The organism is Streptomyces lunaelactis (assembly GCF_003054555.1).
GTDB lineage: Bacteria > Actinomycetota > Actinomycetes > Streptomycetales > Streptomycetaceae > Streptomyces > Streptomyces lunaelactis.
In genome coordinates this window covers 1,848,408-1,867,610 of sequence record NZ_CP026304.1, presented here as the reverse complement: position 1 = coordinate 1,867,610, position 19,203 = coordinate 1,848,408, and the positions used below count along the sequence as shown (strand labels likewise).

Annotated in this window: 13 protein-coding genes; 9 read left to right on the top strand and 4 right to left on the bottom strand. The window is 70.2% G+C overall.

What is annotated here, in order from left to right:
- The first annotated feature begins 17 nt into the window (after positions 1–17).
- On the top strand, positions 18–497 hold the full coding sequence (locus SLUN_RS08295; protein WP_108147874.1) for a hypothetical protein: 480 nt from the start codon (positions 18–20) through the stop codon (positions 495–497).
- Between the two features lie 21 nt (positions 498–518).
- Here SLUN_RS08295 and SLUN_RS08290 read toward each other — a convergent pair whose 3' ends face one another.
- Positions 519–1,421, bottom strand: a complete 903-nt coding sequence (locus SLUN_RS08290) for a DUF4231 domain-containing protein (RefSeq protein WP_108154597.1) — start codon at positions 1,419–1,421, stop codon at positions 519–521.
- Between the two features lie 244 nt (positions 1,422–1,665).
- On the opposite strand from SLUN_RS08290, the gene fxsA reads away from it, so the two are divergent.
- The 4 genes from fxsA to fxsT all read left to right on the top strand — a co-directional run bounded on the left by fxsA (position 1,666) and on the right by fxsT (position 9,674).
- Complete coding sequence (gene fxsA, locus SLUN_RS41020; RefSeq protein ID WP_108147873.1) at positions 1,666–1,830, top strand: FxSxx-COOH cyclophane-containing RiPP peptide; 165 nt, start codon at positions 1,666–1,668, stop codon at positions 1,828–1,830.
- 9 nt (positions 1,831–1,839) lie between these two features.
- A complete protein-coding gene (gene fxsBH / locus SLUN_RS08280) occupies positions 1,840–4,047 on the top strand; it encodes a radical SAM/SPASM protein FxsBH, inactivated beta-hydroxylase extension form (protein WP_175313603.1) in 2,208 nt (735 codons plus the stop codon).
- Positions 4,048–4,414: 367 nt separating this feature from the next.
- The gene (locus tag SLUN_RS08275; protein ID WP_159100213.1) at positions 4,415–5,749 is read left to right on the top strand and encodes a TIR-like protein FxsC; all 1,335 of its coding nucleotides are present in this window, start codon (positions 4,415–4,417) and stop codon (positions 5,747–5,749) included.
- Positions 5,733–9,674, top strand: coding sequence for an FxSxx-COOH system tetratricopeptide repeat protein (gene fxsT / locus SLUN_RS08270; RefSeq protein ID WP_108147871.1), 3,942 nt, complete (start codon positions 5,733–5,735; stop codon positions 9,672–9,674). The genes SLUN_RS08275 and fxsT overlap by 17 nt, the downstream gene beginning before the upstream one ends.
- Before the next feature lie 96 nt (positions 9,675–9,770).
- Here the strand turns inward: fxsT and SLUN_RS08265 are convergent, their stop codons facing one another.
- The gene (locus SLUN_RS08265) at positions 9,771–10,637 is read right to left on the bottom strand and encodes an alpha/beta fold hydrolase (RefSeq protein ID WP_175313609.1); all 867 of its coding nucleotides are present in this window, start codon (positions 10,635–10,637) and stop codon (positions 9,771–9,773) included.
- Between the two features lie 175 nt (positions 10,638–10,812).
- Here SLUN_RS08265 and SLUN_RS08260 point away from each other — a divergent pair, with 175 nt between their 5' ends.
- Together SLUN_RS08260 and SLUN_RS08255 are read left to right on the top strand one after the other, a co-directional pair.
- Entirely contained in the window at positions 10,813–11,661 is an 849-nt protein-coding gene (locus SLUN_RS08260) for a slipin family protein (protein WP_254707132.1), read from the top strand.
- Positions 11,662–11,883: 222 nt separating this feature from the next.
- Positions 11,884–12,969: a S1 family peptidase gene (locus SLUN_RS08255; protein WP_108154594.1), complete on the top strand. Its 1,086-nt coding sequence runs from the start codon at positions 11,884–11,886 to the stop codon at positions 12,967–12,969.
- 59 nt (positions 12,970–13,028) lie between these two features.
- Here SLUN_RS08255 and SLUN_RS08250 read toward each other — a convergent pair whose 3' ends face one another.
- Both SLUN_RS08250 and SLUN_RS39380 read right to left on the bottom strand, forming a co-directional pair.
- Entirely contained in the window at positions 13,029–14,294 is a 1,266-nt protein-coding gene (locus SLUN_RS08250; protein WP_257153688.1) for an AI-2E family transporter, read from the bottom strand.
- A gap of 10 nt (positions 14,295–14,304) precedes the next feature.
- Positions 14,305–14,472, bottom strand: a complete 168-nt coding sequence (locus SLUN_RS39380; RefSeq protein ID WP_159100212.1) for a hypothetical protein — start codon at positions 14,470–14,472, stop codon at positions 14,305–14,307.
- Between the two features lie 141 nt (positions 14,473–14,613).
- On the opposite strand from SLUN_RS39380, the gene SLUN_RS08245 reads away from it, so the two are divergent.
- Together SLUN_RS08245 and SLUN_RS08240 are read left to right on the top strand one after the other, a co-directional pair.
- The gene (locus SLUN_RS08245) at positions 14,614–18,072 is read left to right on the top strand and encodes a DNA polymerase III subunit alpha (RefSeq protein WP_108147870.1); all 3,459 of its coding nucleotides are present in this window, start codon (positions 14,614–14,616) and stop codon (positions 18,070–18,072) included.
- A complete protein-coding gene (locus tag SLUN_RS08240; protein WP_175314377.1) occupies positions 18,069–19,064 on the top strand; it encodes a DNA polymerase Y family protein in 996 nt (331 codons plus the stop codon). The genes SLUN_RS08245 and SLUN_RS08240 overlap by 4 nt, the downstream gene beginning before the upstream one ends.
- Positions 19,065–19,203 lie beyond the last annotated feature (139 nt).

Below are 19,203 nucleotides of genomic sequence, written 5' to 3'. Positions count from 1 at the left end.
AACGGGGGCGCGGTTCAGTGAAACGCATTGGAGTGACCGGCCACCGAGGCATTCCCCCCGAGGCCCATGCCCATATCCGCGCCGTGATGCGCGCGGTGCTCTGCGGCCACGAGGGCTCGATGGAGGCCCTCTCCAGCCTCGCGGCGGGCGCCGACCAGCTCTTCGCGGACATCGCCCTGGCCTGCGGCGCGGAGCTGACCGTGGTCATCCCCAGCGGTGACTACGAGGACGGCTTCACGGTCCCGGACGAGCTCGCCCGCTACCAGTACCTCAGGGGCAGGGCGACCCGGGAGGTCCAGCTCTCCTTCCCGTACTCCACCGACGAGGCGTACTACGCGGCCGGCGCCTATATCGCCGACAACTGCGACCGCCTCCTGGCGGTCTGGGACGGCCGCCCGGCCCGCGGCCTGGGCGGCACGGGCGACATCGTCCGCTATGCGCGCGACCTCGGCAAACCCGTGACGGTCATCTGGCGCGAGGGCCTCGAACGCTCATGATCGGCCATGAGTGATACTCCATCAACTCCGGTGCCTGACAAGCCAGTCGGTGTGCTGCGGCGAGACGATGCGCTCGGTCTCGTACACCGCCGACCCCCACTCCACATCGGTCACCGTGGTCTCCATCGCCGTGTGCATCGCCGCGAGGTCCTCCTCGACCAAGGAGTGGGCGGCGATGAGGGGTTGATGACGCCGGATCTCGCTCCACGCCAGACACGCGGCCGCCGCTGCCGACAACAGACCCACCACACCGGCCGATTCGGCGAGCGAGAAGGTCCGCAGCAGCGCGAAGAACAGTGCGAGCAGGGTGAGCAGACCGATCGAGGCGGACCAGAACGTGGTGGCGCGACGGGAGATCTCCGTGCGGCGGTGGTACCAGTTGCGCTGCTCGATCAGCCGGTCCCTGACGTACGTCTCCTTGCGGATGCTGAACGTCTTCGCGCGCAGCCGCCGCATGGGAGTGGTGATCAGGTCCGCGGCGGCCACCTCCCCGTCGCTCTCGCGCGGGTCCTCCCAGCCGACCTTGGCCAGCTCCCGCAGTCCTTCCTCCAGGCGGATGACGAACAGTTCGTCGGCGTCGGTGGAGTTGGAGTCGAAGGGCGCTCCATGAACGGCGTAGCGCCAGCACATGGATCTGATGAACTCCGCGGCGGAGCGGTTGAGTTGCCAATGCGACTTTGCTCTGCGGCGGGAGGAGCGGTAGCTGAGCGTCAGCACCCCGGCGTACGCCAACGCGCTGAGTGCGCCCGCGAGTTGGAAGGAGTCGCCGAGCTGCCACGAGGACGGCAGCGCCGCCAGAGCCGCGCCCAGGACCAGGAGCAGCAGCTGGTGGCGGGTGGCGCCCACGGCCTCGCGCTGGCGCGCGATCGCCACGCTGTCGGCGCGATGGAAGAGAACAGGCAGATCAGTGTTACGGAAGACCATGCTGTGCAGTGGGCCGTGAAAATCGGTCATGCGCACCCCCGTCTGCAGTTTTGTCTTCACTCTTTAGGCGGAATGGCTTGTTCCGTACTGTCCTGCGAGAATGCGGCGCAACGCTTTTGATGCATCTCCACGCGCTGAGTTGCTGCAAGTGGCCATGAGAGTAAAGTCGTGCCGCCGGCATCGCAACGGTGCGTGGTATCTGTGCTGGACACAATGCTGGACACAACATCAAGGACGGCCCCTCATGACGTTTCAGACCTCCGCCTCCTTCGCCGCTGCGAAGAAGAATCGCGTCCCGCTGGCACAGATCGACGTGCGAGGTGCCGATGCCGCCCGGAAGCTGGCACGCGTGCTCCCCGCCTCCACGGACCGCACTCCGCGGGCGTCGACCTTCAACTCCGCGCTCTAGACTGGCGGAATGACTGGACCCCTGGTCCCATTCCGCGAGATCGTCTTAAAGGTCCACAGCAGATGTGATCTTGCATGTGACCACTGCTATATCTACGAACACGCTGATCAGAGCTGGCGTACCCGCCCGAAGGCAATCTCTGACGAAGCGATTTCCTGGACAGCTCTGCGACTGGCCGAGCATGCCAAGAGTCATGCCCTGCCCTCCGTGTCAGTGATCCTGCACGGAGGGGAGCCTCTTCTGGCAGGGCCCGCACGACTGCGACGCGTCTGCGAGGAGCTCACTGCGGCCCTCGACACAGTCGCCGGCCTCGATCTCCGGATCCATACGAACGGCCTTCAGCTCAGCCCCCGCTACCTCGACCTCTTCAGCGAGTACGACGTCAGGGTCGGGATCTCACTCGACGGCGACCGACGCGCGAATGACCGCCATCGCCGCTTCGCGGACGGCCGCACCAGTCACCCCCTGGTCCTGAGAGCCGTCGATCTGCTCCGTCAGGAGCGCTACCGCCACCTCTACCTCGGTCTGCTCTGCACCATCGACGTGGCCAACGACCCGATCGCCGTGTACGACGCGCTCACCGACCTGGACCCCCCGCGCATCGACTTTCTGCTGCCGCACGCGACCTGGGACGCCCCGCCGGCGCGCCCGGACGGCTCGCCCACCGCCTATGCCGACTGGATCCTCGCGATCTTCGACCGCTGGGACCAGCAGGGCCGGAAGGTGCCGGTGCGGCTCTTCGAATCCGTACTCTCCACCCTCGGCGGCGGCCCCAGCCTCACCGAATCCCTCGGCCTCGCCCCCACCGACCTCGTCGTCGTCGAGACCGACGGCACCCTGGAGCAGGTCGACTCGCTCAAGAGCGCCTACGAAGGCGCCGCCGCCACCGGATTCGACGTCTTCACGCACCCCTTCGACGAGGTCGCGGCCCACCCCGGAGTCAGAGCACGCCAGCAGGGGCTCGCCGGAGTGAGCGAGACCTGCCGCCAGTGCCCGGTCGTACGGTCCTGCGGCGGCGGGCTCTACACCCACCGCTACAGCTCCCGGAACGACTTCGACAACACCTCCGTGTACTGCGCCGACCTCGAAGCGCTCATCCGCGGCATCGAGGAGCGCACGGCCGCCGCCACCGTCTCGCCCGCGGTCACAGATCCCGGAGTGCTGATGGCCGAGCACCAGGACGTGACCCGCAATCTGCTCGCCGACGTCCATCTGGAGCTCGACGGGCGGGGCGGCGAGGCCTGGGACGAGGCCTGGGAGCTGGCGTGTGCCCTGGAGGAGCGCTCCGACGCGCTCGACGCCGTATTCGCTCACCCGTACACCTACACGTGGCTGCAGGACTGTCTGGCCGCGCTGCGCGAGGGGCTGCCCACGGCTGCCGGGCTCGCGCTGCGGCTGCCGTCGTATCTCGCCGCGGCGGTCGTACGGGGCGGGCTCGAGGTCCCCGTCCGGGTGCCGTACCGGGACGGCAGGCTCGTGCTGCCCACGCTCGGGGAGCTGCGGCCCACGGGCTCACCGGAGCACGGCGAGGCCGAGGTGCGCGTGGCCGGGAAGGGGTTCCAGATGCGGGTGGACGGCCGCGAGCCCTGGCAGGTACGCCCCGGTGAGGACAGCGGCGACTGGCGGCCCGTGCGCAGGCTCGGCGACGACGGGGCGCCCGCTCTGCGGCTCGACGACCTCGACCCGTACCGGGACAGCTTCGGCGCACCCGTACGGGAGCGGCTCGGCGCTCGCGAGGCGGCCGACTGGAGCGGCCGGCTGGCGGCGGCCTGGCGCCTGCTGCGGCAGGCCGTACCCGAGCAGGCCACCGAGGCCGCCGACTGTCTGACCACCGTGACACCGCTGGTCGCGGGCGAGCCGTCGGTGCTCCGGCACGGCTATGGAGCGCTCGGCCTCGCGGTGCCCGGCAGGCCCGAGGAGCTGGCACCCGCGCTGCTGCGCGGATTCCGCCGGGCCAAGCTGCACGCCCTGGTCGACGTCGCGGACCTCTACGCGCAGGACGGCTGGTGGACCCACCCGGCGCCCTGGCGGAACGCTCCGGTGCCGGTCTCCGAGCTGCTGGCGGGGGCGTACGAACGCGTGGGCCTCGCGGCCTTCGAGCCGGCCGCGGCCGAACAGGCCGGGCGCGCGCTGGAGACCCTGGAGCGCGCGGCCGAACTGACCGTCAGCGGGCAGCGGCTGCTGGACGCGATGTGGAAAGAACTGGACTGTGGCTGAGCCCGGATACGGGGTATGACACCCGTGCAGTCGGCACTCTTCCGGGCGGACTTGCCGGCCATCGGTACCGCGATCTCCTGCGGTCGGGGGATGGGCCGGTTGGCCGAGTCCGTACATAACGCAATTGATCTCGCCGAATACCGGACCGGAGCGTGCCCGCACACCTATCGTTGTGTGGTGCAGCGACCTGGTGGGGACAATCAGTGGGCCGGGTGCGAGGGCATAGAACCGGAGGATGACTGAAAAGCGGTGTTGATTGACTGAACGTCGGGGGGATGGAGAGTGACCGGCTCCGTAATGATTAATTCGCTCGCAGCCTTCTCGCTTGTGGGTGTGGGTTCGGGCGTTCACACAGGACGGGGGTCGTGTGGCAGATTCATCGCAGAGAGCGGCGGATCATCGGCCGTACTTCTTCTTGAGTTATGCGCATACGCCGCGGTACGGGGCAGGCGGCCCGGATCCCGACATGTGGGTCGAGCGGTTATTCCGTGATCTGTGCGGCCATGTGATGGCCATGACCGATCTGCCGGCCGGCGCGCCCGCGGGGTTCATGGACCGGGAGATCCGCTCGGGGGAGGGCTGGTCGGAGCGGCTGGGTGAAGTACTGGCCACCTGCCGGGTGTTCGTCCCGCTCTTCTCGCCGCGGTACTTCGCCAGCGAGATGTGCGGCAAGGAGTGGTACGCCTTCGCCCAGCGCGCGATCTACCACCATGCCAAGAGCAACCGGCCGGCGGAGGCGATCGTGCCCGCGCTGTGGGTGCCGATGCCGCCGGAGCAACTCCCGGGCCCCGCCGAGCGGTTGCAGTTCAACCACCGCGCCTTCGGTGACCGCTATGTGACCGACGGGCTCTACGGGCTGATCAAACTCCGCATATTCGCCGAGGAGTACGAGGCTGCCGTCTATGAACTCGCCAAACGCATCGTCAGCGTCGCCGACACTACGCGCGTCGGTTCCGGCAGCCCGGTCGACTACCGGCAGGCGCCCAGCGCCTTCGGCAGGCCCACCGGCGGTCCCCGCCCGATGCATGTGACCGTCGCCGCGCCCACCCAGCACGATCTGCCCGAAGGGCGCGCCTTTGACTACTACGGCAAGCAGTCCCAGGACTGGAATCCCTACCACCCGGACTCCGCACGGCCGTTGGCGTATGTCGCCCAGGACCTGGTGCGCTCCCTCAACTACCAGCCGACGGTCTCCTCCTTCGACCATGAGACACCGCCCGACATCAGCCTGCCGCCCACCCGGCCCGAGATACTTCTCGTCGACCGCTGGGCGCTGGAGGACGACGAACGGCGCCGGCGGCTCGCCGCCTTCGACGCGGAGAACCGCCCCTGGGTGAGCGTCGTCGTCCCCTGGAACCGCGACGACCCGCAGAGCCGAATATCGGAGGCCGAGCTGGTCGAGAAGCTGGAACGGACCATGCCGCACCAGATGCGCCAGGGCCGGGCCGCCTGCCGGGCCGCCGCCAAGGGCGTGCTCAGCATGGAGGCCTTCGGCCAGATCCTGCCGCAGGTGGCGGAGGCGGCGGCCCAGGAGTACCTGCGGCACGCCGAGGCCTTCCCGCCGGCGGTGCCGCCCGGCGCGGCGCCCCGCGAACGCCCCCGGCTGCGCGGCCCGATGGCCGAGTACGGCACCACCCACTACGTGCCGCCCACGCATGACATCGCCCCGGATGCGGAGGACACGGATGACAGCCAGTCGTGAGGGACGCATCGTCACCTTCTATTCGTACAAGGGAGGTACGGGCCGCACGATGGCCCTGGCCAATGTGGCCTGGATCCTGGCCGCGAACGGCAAGCGGGTCCTGGCGGTCGACTGGGACCTGGAAGCGCCCGGCCTGCACCGCTTCTTCCACCCCTTCCTGGACCCCTCGACGCTCGGCGCCACCACCGGGGTCATCGATCTGATCACCGAGTACGCCTGGGCCGCGACCAGCCCCGAGCCGCGCCGCGACGACTGGCACCTCGACTACGCGCGCATCCAGCCGCACGCGGTCTCCCTCACCCCCGAGAGCCTGGGCTGGGAGTTCCCCGACGGCGGCACGCTCGACTTCGTCTCCGCCGGCAAGCAGAACCGCGAGTACTCCGCGACCGTCTCCACCTTCGACTGGGACAACTTCTACGACCGGCTCGGCGGCGGCCACTTCTTCGACGCGCTGCGCGACGACATGAAGGCCAACTACGACTACGTCCTCATCGACAGCCGTACCGGACTCAGCGACATCGCCGACATCTGCACCGTTCATCTGCCCGACGTCCTGGTCGACTGCTTCACCCTCAGCGACCAGTCCATCGACGGCGCCGCCGCGGTGGCCCGGCAGATCGACGAGCGGTACGGCGGCCGCGGCATCAAGATCTTCCCGGTGCCGATGCGGATCGACGAGGGCGAGAAGGAGAAGGCGGACGCCGGACGCGCGCTGGCCCGGCTGAAGTTCGACCGCTTCCCCTCCGGGCTCACCGGCGAGGAACAGACCGCCTACTGGGGCGCGGTGGAGATTCCGTACCGCCCCTACTACGCGTACGAGGAGACCCTCGCCACCTTCGGCGACGAAGCAGGCCTGACCAACTCCCTGCTCTCCGCCTTCGAACGGCTCACCTCCGTCGTCACCGAGCAGCGCATCACCTCGATGCCGCAGGTCGGCGAGGAGATCAGGCTCCGGATCAGGGACGCCTTCACCCGCCGCCGTCCCGCGCTGCCCGCGGATCTCTTCCTCAGCTATGTGGCCGAGAACCGTATGTGGGCCGACTGGGTCGAGTCCGTCCTCACCCGGGCCGGCTTCCGCGTCGTGCCGCGGGATGTCTCGGTCGAGCGTGAACCGGTCGGCACGGACGCGCTCGCCGCCGAGAACGCCGCCCGCACCGTGGTGCTGCTGTCCAGCGCGTATCTCAAGTCCGCCCGTGCGGTGGAGGTCTGGTCGCGGGCCGCGGCCGAGGACCCCGGCGGCGGCCGCCGCCATCTGCTGCCGATCCGGGTCGGCGACGTCAGACTCAGCACCCCCTACATCGACCGCAACCCGGTCGATCTCTTCCGGCTCGACGAGATGCACGCCGCCACCGCGCTGCTGCGCGCGCTCGACCGCCCGGTCCAGCTCCCCGACAGCGCCTCGCCAGGACCGCGCTTCCCCGGCACCGTGCCGAAGATCTGGAACGCGCCGCCCCGCAACCCCGGATTCACCGGGCGTTCCGTGGTGCTCGAGCGGATGCGCGACCAGCTCGGCGGCGGCATGGCCGTGGCCGCGGTGCTGCCCCAGCCGCAGACCCTGTACGGACTCGGCGGCGTCGGCAAGACCCAGGTCGCGCTCGAGTACGTCCACCGCTTCATGGCCGACTACGACCTGGTGTGGTGGATCTCCTCCGAGCAGCCCGACGACGTGGTCGCAGGTCTCGCCGAACTCGCCGTCCGGCTCGGCGCCCAGGGCGGGGAGGACATGGCGGCCGCGTCCGCGGAGGCCATCGACCTGCTGCGGCGCGGAGTCCCGTCATCGCGCTGGCTGCTGGTCTTCGACAACGCCGACGACCCCGAGCAGCTCAAGCGGTTCTTCCCGCCGCAGGGACCCGGGCACATCCTGGTCACCTCCAGGAACCAGACCTGGTCGCAGTACGGGGACGCGCTGCCCGTCGACGTGTTCCTGCGCGAGGAGTCCATCGAGCACCTCCAGCGGCGCGCCCGCGGGCTGACCATCGAGGACGCCGACCAGGTCGCCACCGCGGTCGGCGATCTGCCGCTCGCCGTCGAACAGGCCGCGGCCTGGATCGCGGAGACCGCCACACCCGTCGCCGCGTATCTGGAGCAGCTCAGGGAACAGGCCGCGAGCGTTCTCGCGCTCAACCAGCCCGCCGGCTATCCCGAGCCGGTCGCCGCGACCTGGAACGTCTCCATCCAGCGGCTCAAGGAGCGTTCACCCGCCGCCGTGCGCCTCCTCCAGCTCTGCGCCTTCTTCGCACCCGAGCCGATATCCGCGAACCTCCTCTACAGCAAGGAGATGATCGACGCGCTCAAGCCGTACGACGCCTCGCTCCAGGAGAAGCTGGTGCTCGGCCGGGTCATCCGGGAGATCGGCCGGTTCGCCCTCGCCAAGGTCGACCAGGTCTCCAACAGCATCCAGGTGCACCGTCTGGTGCAGGCGGTCATCAGGGCGCAGCTGACCGAACAGGAGCAGCGGGACGCGCGGCACGCCGTCCACCGGGTCCTCGCGGGCGCGCGGCCCGACGACGACGAGCCGATCGACAACCCCGAGACCTGGCCGCGGTTCGCCACCATCTGGCCGCATCTCGGCACCTCCGAGGCCAGGTTCTGCAAGGAGCCGGAGACCCGTCGGCTGATGATCGACCGCGTGCGCTATCTGTGGAAGCGCGGTGACTTGAACGCGGCCTACACACTTGCCGACGAACTGCGCGAGGTCTGGCGGGAGATGCTCGGCAACGACGATCTCCAGTACCTCTACCTCCGCTTCCACCTCTCCAACATCCTTCGCTCACAAGGCCGTTATGTGGAGGCGAAGGAGCTGGACGAGGTCACCCTGGAGCGCCAGCAGGCCGTGCTCGGCACGTCCCATCCGCATACGTACATGACCACCAGCGGTCTCGCGATGGACCTCGGAACCCTCGGCCAGTACGGCAAGGCGATGGAGCTGGCGACCGAGGCGCACGAGGGATTCAGCCAGATCTTCCACGAGTCCCATCCGCGTACGCTCGCGGCCGCCAACAACCTGGCGTTGAATCTGCGCATGGTCGGCCAGTACGCCAAGGCGCGCGAGATCGACCAGGAGGTGTTCGACCGGCGGACCGAGGTGCTCGGCCCGGAGCATCCGTACACCCTCTCCTCGGCCATGAACCTGGCGCGTGACCTGCGCGAGGTCGGACGGTACGAGGACTCCGTCTCGGTGCTCAGCCGTACGTACGACATCTACAAGGAGCAGCTCGGCAGGGCCTTCCCCGGCACGCTGGCGGCGGCCAAGAGCCTCGCCGTGTCGCTGCGCAGGGCCGGCCGGACCGAGGACGCGCGACGGCTGACCACGGCGACGCGCAACCGCTATCGCGCCAAGTACACCTCGGCCAACCCGGACTCGCTCTCCTGCGATCTGAACCTGGCGGCGGACCTTTTCGCGGCCGGGGAGCCGGTGGCGGCGCGCGATCTGGCGCAGGAGGTCGTCGACCAGTACATGAAGGTGCCGGGGGAGCGGCATCCGTACACCCTGGCGGCCCTGAACAACCTCGGCATCTTCCACTGGGGCTGCGGCGCTCCGGAGGCCGCGGAACAACTGCTGGTGAAGGTGTCCAGGACGATGCAGGAGGTCCTCGGGGAAGCGCATCCGCACGCCCTGTACAGCACCATCAACCTCGCCAACGCGCTGGCGGATCTGGGCGGTCTGGAGGAGGCACTGGAGATCGAGCAGCGGACGGTCACCAGGCTGCGGGAGGTGCTGGGATCGCACCACCCCGAGGTGCTGGGCATCGCCTCCAACATGTCCGTCACGCTGGGGCTGCTGGGGCGCAAGGACGAGGCGGCGCATCTGCGGGCGGAGACCGTGGACGAGCTGCAGCGGCTGCTGGGCGAGGAGCACGCGCTGACCCGGATCGCGCGGGACGAGCGCAGGGTGCACCGCGACCTGGAGCCTCTCGCGGTGTGACCCGGGGGCTCAATCGCCGGAGGGGCTTGTTGAGCCCGTCCGGCGATTGAGGACACGGCCGAAGGCCGTACGGGGTCTGGGGGCGCAGCCCTCAGGTCAGCGCTCGAGCAGCCAGGTCAGGATCCGCGGCAGCGCATGCAGCGCATCGAAGTGCGCGGCGGCCGGTTCCAGTACCGCCGTCACGCCCGGGATGCGCTGCGCGAGCCAGCGGGAGTGACCCACGGGTGAGAAGACGTCCTTCTCGCCGTGCCAGAGCATCACCGGGCCCTTGATCTCGGCGGGGTCGAAGCCCCAGGGGCTGCAGAAGGCGAGCGCGTCGTCGATCCAGCCGTACGCCGAAGTGCGCAGCGCCTCCTGGTAGTTGCGCAGGAGCATGGATCTGACACCCGCGTCCGCCACGACCATCCGGTCGGAGTCGGTCAGTTCCCTGCGCAGATCGTCCAGAAGCCGGATCGGGTCCTTCCTGATCTCGGCGGAGCGCAGGATGAACCGCTCCGTCATCCCGGCCGGGTCGACCGAGGCGGAGGTGTACTCCGTGACGTTGGAGGCCGCCATGCCCTCGAACCAGTCGAGTCCGTCCGCGTCCCTGGGGGCGAGCGTGACCAGAGCGGCGGTACGGGTGATCCGCTCGGGCATCAGGGCGGCACAGGCCAGCGCATGCGGGGCGCCCCCCGAGCGGCCCACCACGGCGAACCGGTCCAGGCCCAGCTCGTCGGCTATCGCCCGTACGTCCTGGGCCACATCGGCGACGCTGCGGCCCGCCAGCCGGTCCGAACCGCCGTAGCCGGGGCGGTCGTACGCGATCAGCTGCGTACCTCGCTGGTACAGCACCATGCCGCGCGGTGCCGGACCCAGTCGGCTGCCGGGGGTGCCGTGCAGCAGAAAGACCGGTCTGCCGCGCGGGTCCCCCAGTCGCTCGACCATCAGATGCCGCCCGTCCGTCGCGCGCAGCCGACGTCGCACTCCCGCGCCCCCTTCGTCGTAGGTGCCCTCTGCAGGCATGGTGAGCGTGGCATTCCCCACCGGTTCGATGATTACCCATCAGGGGCACTTACCGGGACTCCCTTTGACGTCATTTGGGGACTACCGTCGAAGAGGTACGTGTATGCGCGTCCACATCGCACCCCAGGGGGCCGTGATGGTAGAGGCACTGGTGACGGCCGGCGCTCTTGTGGCGTCCGCCGGCGTCGTCTACGTGATGGCGGCCGCCCGCGTCGTCAAGCAGTACGAGCGGGGCGTGGTCTTCCGGCTCGGAAGGCTCAAGTCCTCGGTACGCGGGCCGGGCTTCACCCTGATCGTCCCCTTCGTGGACCGGCTGGCGAAGGTCAATATGCAGATCGTGACGATGCCGGTTCCCGCGCAGGACGGTATTACGCGGGACAACGTGACGGTGCGGGTGGACGCGGTGATCTATTTCAAGGTCGTCGACGCCTCCGAGGCGATCGTGCAGGTCGAGGACTATCGGTTCGCGGTCTCGCAGATGGCGCAGACGTCGCTGCGTTCGATCATCGGCAAGAGTGATCTGGATGATCTGCTGTCCAATCGCGAAAAGCTCAATCAGGGGCTGGAGTTGATGATCGACAGTCCGGCGATGGGGTGGGGTGTGCAGATCGACCGGGTGGAGATCAAGGACGTGTCCCTGCCGGAGACGATGAAGCGGTCGATGGCGCGGCAGGCGGAGGCGGACCGGGAGCGCCGGGCGCGGGTCATCAACGCCGACGCGGAGCTGCAGGCCTCCAAGAAGCTGGCCGAGGCGGCCGAGGTGATGTCGGACCAGCCCGCCGCCCTTCAACTGAGGCTGTTGCAGACGGTGGTCGCGGTCGCGGCCGAGAAGAACTCCACGCTGGTGCTGCCGTTCCCGGTCGAGCTGCTGCGCTTCCTCGAACGGGCGGCTCCGCCGCAGGCCGGACCGCCTCCGGTGCATCCCGCGGTGGAACAGCCGCCCTCGGAATCCGGTCCCGCAGCGGCGAAAACAGGACAGGACTAGTCCTTACCCGCTGCCCATGGGGTGATTGCACGCGGTGTTCGCAAACGGAATCGGCCAGTGGGGACGGTTCCTGTGAAGGCGCCGTGTACGCCCCCGCGTTGTCGTGTGCGCGTCCTGAAGTCGACCTTGTGTGCTACCGATCGGTATCGGAATAGTGGGCGTCCCATCCTCCGTGTCCTGACACCCCACTTGCCCGGACGCGGCCCCCACAGGAGGTTGATGTTGAAGCACCGACGCATACCCAAAAGGAAGGCGGCCATCGCAGGCGGCGCGGTCGCCGCTCTCGTAGCCGCGGGCGTCACCTTCCAGAGTGCGAACGCCAGTGACAACACTGAGCAGTTCACCGTCAAGCCGCTGACCGCGGTTGCGGCCGGAAACCTTGCTTCCACCCTCAGCAAGGATCTGGGCGCCGACGCGGCCGGTACGTACTACGACGCCGACGCGAAGTCCCTCGTCGTGAACGTCGTCAACGAGGTGGCCGCCCAGACCGTCCGCGAGGCGGGCGGCAAGGCGAGAATCGTCGAGAACACCCTCGGCGAGCTGAAGAGCGCCCGGCTGACCCTCACCACCAAGGCGACCATCCCCGGCACCTCCTGGGCCGTGAACCCGGTCACCAACAAGGTGGTCGTCACCGCCGACCGTACGGTCACGGGCGCTGAGCTGACCAAGCTCAGCGCGGTGGTCAAGGGTCTCGGCGGCAAGGCCGAACTGAAGAAGTCCGCCGGGGAGTTCAAGCCCCTCATCGCGGGCGGCGACGCGATCCACTCGGGCGGCGGACGCTGCTCGCTCGGCTTCAACGTCGTCAAGGACGGCGAGCCGCACTTCATCACCGCCGGTCACTGCGGGCAGGCCGGCAGCGACTGGTCCGACTCCGCGGGCGGTGCGGCGATCGGCTCGATGGCCGACTCGCAGTTCCCCGGCAACGACTTCGCGCTGGTCAAGTACAGCGGCAGCAGCGAGCACCCGAGCGAGGTGAACCTGTACAACGGCAGCTCGCAGGCGATCACCAAGGCGGGCGAGGCGACCGTCGGCATGGCGGTGCAGCGCAGCGGCTCCACCACCCAGGTGCACGACGGTGAGGTCACCGGGCTCGACGCCACGGTCAACTACGGCAACGGCGACATCGTCGAGGGCCTCATCCAGACCAACGTCTGTGCCGAGCCCGGCGACAGCGGCGGCTCGCTCTTCGCGGGCGACACCGCGATCGGCCTGACCTCGGGCGGCAGCGGCGACTGCTCCGCGGGCGGCGAGACCTTCTTCCAGCCGGTACCGGAGGCGCTCGCGGCCTTCGGCGCCGAGATCGGCTGACGGCTCCACCCTGGGCCACAAGGCCCACGGCTCCACCCTGGGCGGCCACGAGGCCCGGGTCACCCGTCCTGGGTGGCCCGGGCCTTGCCCATGGTCCTGTTGGCGAGGTCCTGCTCGGGTGTCCTGCGCAGGGCCTGACGGGCCGACCAGATGACGGACACCAGCGGTACGGCCACCACCGCGCCCACCACTCCCGCCGCGATGGCTCCGCCGATGACCGAGAGCGCGACCACCACCGGGTGCAGACTGACGGCCCAGCTCATCACGATCGGGTGCAGCAAATGCCCCTCGATCTGGCCGATGACGACGATCAGCGCGACGACGACGGCAGCGATCAGCGGCCCCTCGGACGCCAGCGCCACCACCGCCGCGACGGCCAGCGCGATGGGCGAGCCGATCAGCGGGATGAAGGCGGCGAAGAACTCGAGCAGCGCCAGGGGCACGGCCAGCGGCACACCGAGAGCCCACAGGGCCACACCGACCAGTACGGCGTTGATGGCCGCCACCAGCACGATGCCGTGGGTGTACCCGGTGAACGTCCGCCAGCCCGCCCGGCCCGCCACCGCCACCCGGTCCCGGACCGACATCGGCAGTTGAGCGCAGAACCAGCCCCACTGCCGGTCGCCCGAGTTCATGAAGAAGACCGAGCAGAACAGCGCGAGCGCCAGCACGGTCAGCACTTCCACCAGCCGGCGGCTGCCACTGAGAGCGGTGCTGATCAGCGTGGACCGGTGATCGGACAGGAACCGCCCGATCCGCCCCTGGATGTCCGTCAGCGCCTCCGGGTTCAGCCGGAACGGAGGCTGCTCCAGCCAGCGCTCGATCCTGCCGATCCCGGCCCCGAACTCCCGCTCCAGTACGGCACGCTCACCGGCGACCGTCTCGCCGACGAAGGCCAGGATGCCGAGGACGAGGGCGATGCTGGCGAGCAGCGCCACGGCGACGGCGAGCGGCCGCGGCAGCCGGCGGGCCAGCAGACCGGCCACCGGCCGGAGCATCGCCGTGACGACCAGACCGAGAAAGACGGCCACGGCGATTTCGTGAAAGCGCCCCAGCAGCGAGAAGACGGCGTACACGAGGGTGCCCACCACCAGGAGCCGCCAGGCGTAGGCGGCGGAGGTCCGCAGTACCGGGGACACCCGCGGTTCGACACCCGTGTCCGCGCCCGCGCCCGTCCCGCCCGTCCCGCCGTGCCCGCCGTGCTCTGTGCCGGAGCGGGCAGCGGTGCGGGCCGGGCCGCGCGGGGTGCGGCGCGCCGCCCGGATCCGGAGCCGCCGCTGCGCCGTCGGCTCGCCGCTGTGCTGTGGATCGGTTCGTTCGGTCATCGGGCCCGCCTCAGCCGGTGGCCGGGCGGCCGGCGGTGGCCGTCCCGCCGGCACCTGTGTGTGGTGTCCCGCTTCCGCGCGCCGGCACCCCGATGACCAGGGCCGCCGCCCGCGTACTCACCGCGTCCTCGACCTCGCTGAGGAAGCCTGCGCGGGGGGCGTCGTCTGTCTGGGTCATGGCCCCACGCTCCGTGGAGCGGGGTGTTCACGCAGGTGGTGCGGGGCCGAATGGCCGATGGGGCACATGTCGCACGCATGTTCGAAATCTGGTCTATGGTGGAGGCGGGGGAGGTGAGACGGACTGATCCAGGAGGTGCGGATGCCCGGGTTCACGCATCTGCACACCGTTTCCGGGTTCTCCCTGCGCTATGGGGCCTCGCACCCGGAGCGGCTTGCCGAGCGCGCCGCCGAGCGGGGCATGGACGCCCTCGCTCTGACCGACCGCGACACCCTCGCGGGCGCGGTCCGCTTCGCCAAGGCCTGCGCGAAAGAAGGCGTGGGGGTCCGGCCGCTGTTCGGGGTGGACCTGGCGGTGGGCGAGCGGGCACGCAAGGAGGGACCCACCGAACGGCGGCGCACTCCCGTACGCGGCGGGGCGTTCGTCGACGAGTCCGCGCCCCGCACCGTCTATCTCGCCCGCTCCCGCCAGGGCTGGGCCGAGCTGTGCCGCATGGTGACCGCCGCCCACGCGGCGGACGGCGGCAGCCCGCTGCTGCCCTGGAGCGAGAACCACGGCGATGGGCTGACCGTGCTGCTCGGTCCCGCCTCCGAGATCGGCCGGGCGCTGGCCGCCGGCCGTCCCGACCGCGCGGCGAAGCTGCTCGTGCCCTGGCAGGAGAACTATGGCGACCGGCTGCGCCTCGAAGTCGTGCACCACGGCCTGGGGGGCACCGGCCCCGGCTCGCTGCGGCATGCTGCCCGCACCCTCGGCTTCGCCGCCGAACAGGGCGTACGGGCCGTGCTGGCCAATGCCGTCCGGTACGCCGACCAGGGCCAGGGCCCGGTCGCCGATGTCCTCGACGCGGCCCGCCGCCTCGTACCCGTAGATCCGCGCAAGGGCCTCGACAGTGGCGAGCGCTGGCTCAAGGACCCTCGCGAGATGGCCCGTATCGCCGAGCGGGTCGCCGAAGCCGCCGGCTTCCGGCGCGACACCGCGTACCGGCTGCTCGCCATGACCGAGGAGACGGCTGCCGCGTGTCTGGTCGACCCCGAGGACGATCTGGGGATCGGTGCCGTCCACTTCCCGGAGCCGCATCTGGTCGGCGCCGGGCTCCGTACCCCGCAGCGGGTGCTGGCTTCCCGCGCCGCCGCCGGCATGGTGCTGCGCGGCTATGACGGCCGGCGTGAGTACTGGGAGCGGATGCACCGCGAGCTGGACATCATCGCGCACCACGGCTATGCCTCGTACTTCCTGACGGTGGCTCAAGTGGTCGATGACATAAGAGAGATGGGCGTCAGGGTCGCGGCGCGCGGCTCCGGGGCCGGCTCGCTCGTCAACCATCTCCTCGGCATCGCGCACGCCGACCCCGTCGAGCACGGGCTGCTGATGGAGCGCTTCCTCTCCAAGCGGCGCGTCGTGCTGCCCGACATCGACATCGACGTGGAGTCCGCCCGCCGGCTCGAGGTCTACCGCGCGATCATCGGCCGCTTCGGCGAGGAGCGGGTCGCGACCGTCTCCATGCCCGAGACCTACCGGGTCCGCCATGCGGTACGGGACGTGGGCGCCGCGCTCTCCATGGACCCGGCCGAGATCGACAGGATCGCCAAGTCCTTCCCGCACATCCGCGCCCGCGACGCCCGCGCCGCCATGGAGGAACTGCCTGAACTACGTGCTGTCGCAGGAGAGGTGGATCGGCACGGACGGCTGTGGGAGCTGGTCGAGGCGCTGGACGCGCTGCCGCGCGGGATCGCCATGCACCCGTGCGGGGTGCTGCTCTCGGACGCCACGCTCCTCACCCGTACGCCGGTGGTGCCCACCAGCGGCGAGGGCTTCCCCATGTCGCAGTTCGACAAGGAGGACGTGGAGGATCTCGGGCTGCTCAAACTCGATGTCCTGGGGGTGCGGATGCAGTCGGCGATGGCGCACGCGGTCGCCGAGCTGCGCCGGGCGACGGGGGAGGAGCTCGACCTCGACGACCCGGAGCAGGTGCCGCCGGACGACCCGGCGACGTATCGGCTCATCAAGTCCACCGAGACGTTGGGCTGCTTCCAGATCGAGTCGCCGGGCCAGCGCGATCTGGTCGGCCGGCTGCAGCCGGCGACCTTCGGCGACCTGGTCGTCGACATCTCGCTCTTCCGGCCGGGGCCGGTCGCGGCCGACATGGTGCGGCCGTTCATCGAGGCCCGGCACGGCCGTGCACCTGTCCGCTATCCGCATCCGGACCTTCAGGGGCCGCTGAAGGAGACGTACGGGGTGGTCGTCTTCCATGAGCAGATCATCGAGATGGTGAGCATCATGACCGGCTGCGGCCGGGCCGAGGCCGACCGGGTGCGGCGCGGGCTCTCCCACCCGGAGTCGCAGGGGGCGATCAAGGTCTGGTTCGCGCAGCAAGCGGAGGCGAAGGGGTACGGGCCCGAAGTGATCGCCCGTACCTGGGAGATCATCGAGGCCTTCGGCTCGTACGGCTTCTGCAAGGCGCACGCGGTGGCCTTCGCCGTGCCGACGTACCAGTCGGCGTGGCTCAAGGCGCACCATCCGGCGGCCTTCTACGCCGGGCTGCTCACTCATGATCCGGGGATGTATCCGAAGCGGCTGCTGCTGGCGGACGCGCGGCGGCGCGGGGTGCCGGTGCTGCCGCTGGATGTGAACCGGTCCGCGGCCGCTCATCGAATCGAACTGGTGTCTGATGACCGGGCCGGGCGTGAGGTGTGGGGCCTGCGGCTCGCGCTCTCGGACGTCCATGGCATCAGTGAGGCGGAGGTGGCGCGGACCGAGGCCGGGCAGCCGTACTCCTCGCTGCTGGACTTCTGGCAGCGGGCCCGTCCGGGGCGGCCGGTCGCCGAACGGCTCGCCCAGGTCGGCGCGTTGGACGCCTTCGGCGCGAACCGGCGTGATCTGCTGCTCCACCTGGCCGAACTCCACCGCGGGCACCGGAGATCGGGCGTACACGGTGGTCAACTCCCCCTGAGTGACGGGCAGAAGACCGCCCCGGTCGGACTCCCCGACCTCGGTGACGCGGAACGCCTCAGCGCCGAGCTGGGCGTCCTCGGCATGGACGCCTCCCGTCATCTGATGGGGGATCACCACGCCTTCCTGAAGGAGCTGGGCGTGCTCTCGGCCCAGCGGCTGCGCGCGGCACAGCACGGGCAGACGGTGCTGGTCGCGGGCGCGAAGGCGGCCACCCAGACCCCGCCGATCCGGTCCGGCAAGCGGGTCATCTTCACCACGCTCGACGACGGTACGGGCCTGGTCGACCTGGCTTTCTTCGACGACAGCCACGCGGCGTGCGCGCACACCGTCTTCCACTCCTGGCTGCTGCTGGTGCGCGGGGTGGTGCAGCGCCGCGGACCGCGCAGCCTCAGCGTGGTCGGCGCGGCGGCCTGGAATCTGGCGGAGCTCGTGGAGCTGCGGCGTACGGGCGGTCTCGACGCGGTCGCGGCGCGGCTGGCGGCTCCGGTTCCCGAGGAGGCCCCTGACGGGGTTCCGTCCGACAGCGGCCGCCGGATCCACCTGCCGACGGGCTATGAGCTGAACCCCTGGGCGGACCTCCAGCCGCCCGGCGAACGGGCCGCCACCGGACGGAAGCTGTGGCACCAGAGTCCGGGGAGCGCGGGATGATCCTCTGCGTACGCTTCCGGCGGCCCCCCATGTATGAGGCGGGCGGGGTGGAGTCGGGCGGGGTCGAGGCTGCGCTGCCGGCGCTGCTGGGCCTGGTCGAGGACATCAGCCCCGTCGTGCAGGCGCTCCCGCCCGACGCCGCGCTCGTCGATGTCCGGGGTGCCGAACGGTACTTCGGCCGGGACGCGGCCCAGCTCGCCTCGCTGCTGCGGGTGCGGGCGCTCGCACACTGCGGGGTGGACTGCGTGATCGGGGCGGGCCCCAGCCCGATGCTGGCCAGGATTGCGGCACGGGAGGCCACACCCGGGACGACCCTGGTGGTGGCGGACGACGGGGCCGCGGAGTTCCTGGCCGACAAGCCGGTCGCCGCGCTGGACGGGGTCGGAACGGCGACGGCCCGCACCCTGTGCGCGTACGGCCTCGACTCCATCGGCCGGGTCGCCGCCGCGCCGCTCGCCGTGCTCCAGCGGATCGTCGGCGCGCGGGCGGGGCGCGAGCTGTGGGAGCGGGCGCGCGGCATCGACCGTACGACGGTCGTCCCGAACGCCGCCGCCCGCTCGGTCGCCGCCGAACGAGCCTTCTCGCACGATGAGCTGGACCCTGCGAGCCACCGCAGGGCACTGCTCTCGATCGCCGAGGAGCTGGGGCTGAGGATGCGTGGCGAGGGCCAGGTGTGCCGCTCGCTGGCCCTGACCGTGCGGTACGCCGACCGGTCCACGACCACGCGTGCGCGCACCCTGCGCGAGCCGACCGCCCACTCCGTGGCGCTCACCGGTGTCGCATACCGGATCCATGAGTCGCTCGGCCTGCAGCGGGCCAGGGTGCGGAGTCTGTCGCTGCGGGCGGAGGATCTGACACCCGTCGAACGGGCCGCGCGGCAGCTGACGTTCGACCCCGCGGACGAGCGGGCGCGGCGGATCGAGGCGGTGGCGGACCGGGCGCGGGCGAGGTTCGGCCCGCGGGCGGTGGTTCCGGCCTCGCTTGCCGCGTAAGGCCCCTGTCCGGATCTTGCCGGGGGCAGCCGGCTTTAGCACCACGTGTTGACGAAGGGTCAGTTTTTACCGACGCGTAACTTCCATTCTTTCGTTACCCGTGCGTAAGTTGGCTAGAGCGCCACATATCCAGCCATCG

What these genes read in the sequence shown, in the direction of transcription:
- SLUN_RS08290 (WP_108154597.1), bottom strand. Translation starts at nt 1,421, where the DNA reads ATGGTCTTCCGTAACACTGATCTGCCTGTTCTCTTCCATCGCGCCGAC.
- fxsA (WP_108147873.1), top strand. Translation starts at nt 1,666, where the DNA reads ATGACGTTTCAGACCTCCGCCTCCTTCGCCGCTGCGAAGAAGAATCGC.
- fxsBH (WP_175313603.1), top strand. Translation starts at nt 1,840, where the DNA reads ATGACTGGACCCCTGGTCCCATTCCGCGAGATCGTCTTAAAGGTCCAC.
- fxsT (WP_108147871.1), top strand. Translation starts at nt 5,733, where the DNA reads ATGACAGCCAGTCGTGAGGGACGCATCGTCACCTTCTATTCGTACAAG.
- SLUN_RS08260 (WP_254707132.1), top strand. Translation starts at nt 10,813, where the DNA reads ATGGTAGAGGCACTGGTGACGGCCGGCGCTCTTGTGGCGTCCGCCGGC.
- SLUN_RS08250 (WP_257153688.1), bottom strand. Translation starts at nt 14,294, where the DNA reads ATGACCGAACGAACCGATCCACAGCACAGCGGCGAGCCGACGGCGCAG.
- SLUN_RS39380 (WP_159100212.1), bottom strand. Translation starts at nt 14,472, where the DNA reads ATGACCCAGACAGACGACGCCCCCCGCGCAGGCTTCCTCAGCGAGGTC.
- SLUN_RS08245 (WP_108147870.1), top strand. Translation starts at nt 14,614, where the DNA reads ATGCCCGGGTTCACGCATCTGCACACCGTTTCCGGGTTCTCCCTGCGC.
- SLUN_RS08240 (WP_175314377.1), top strand. Translation starts at nt 18,069, where the DNA reads ATGATCCTCTGCGTACGCTTCCGGCGGCCCCCCATGTATGAGGCGGGC.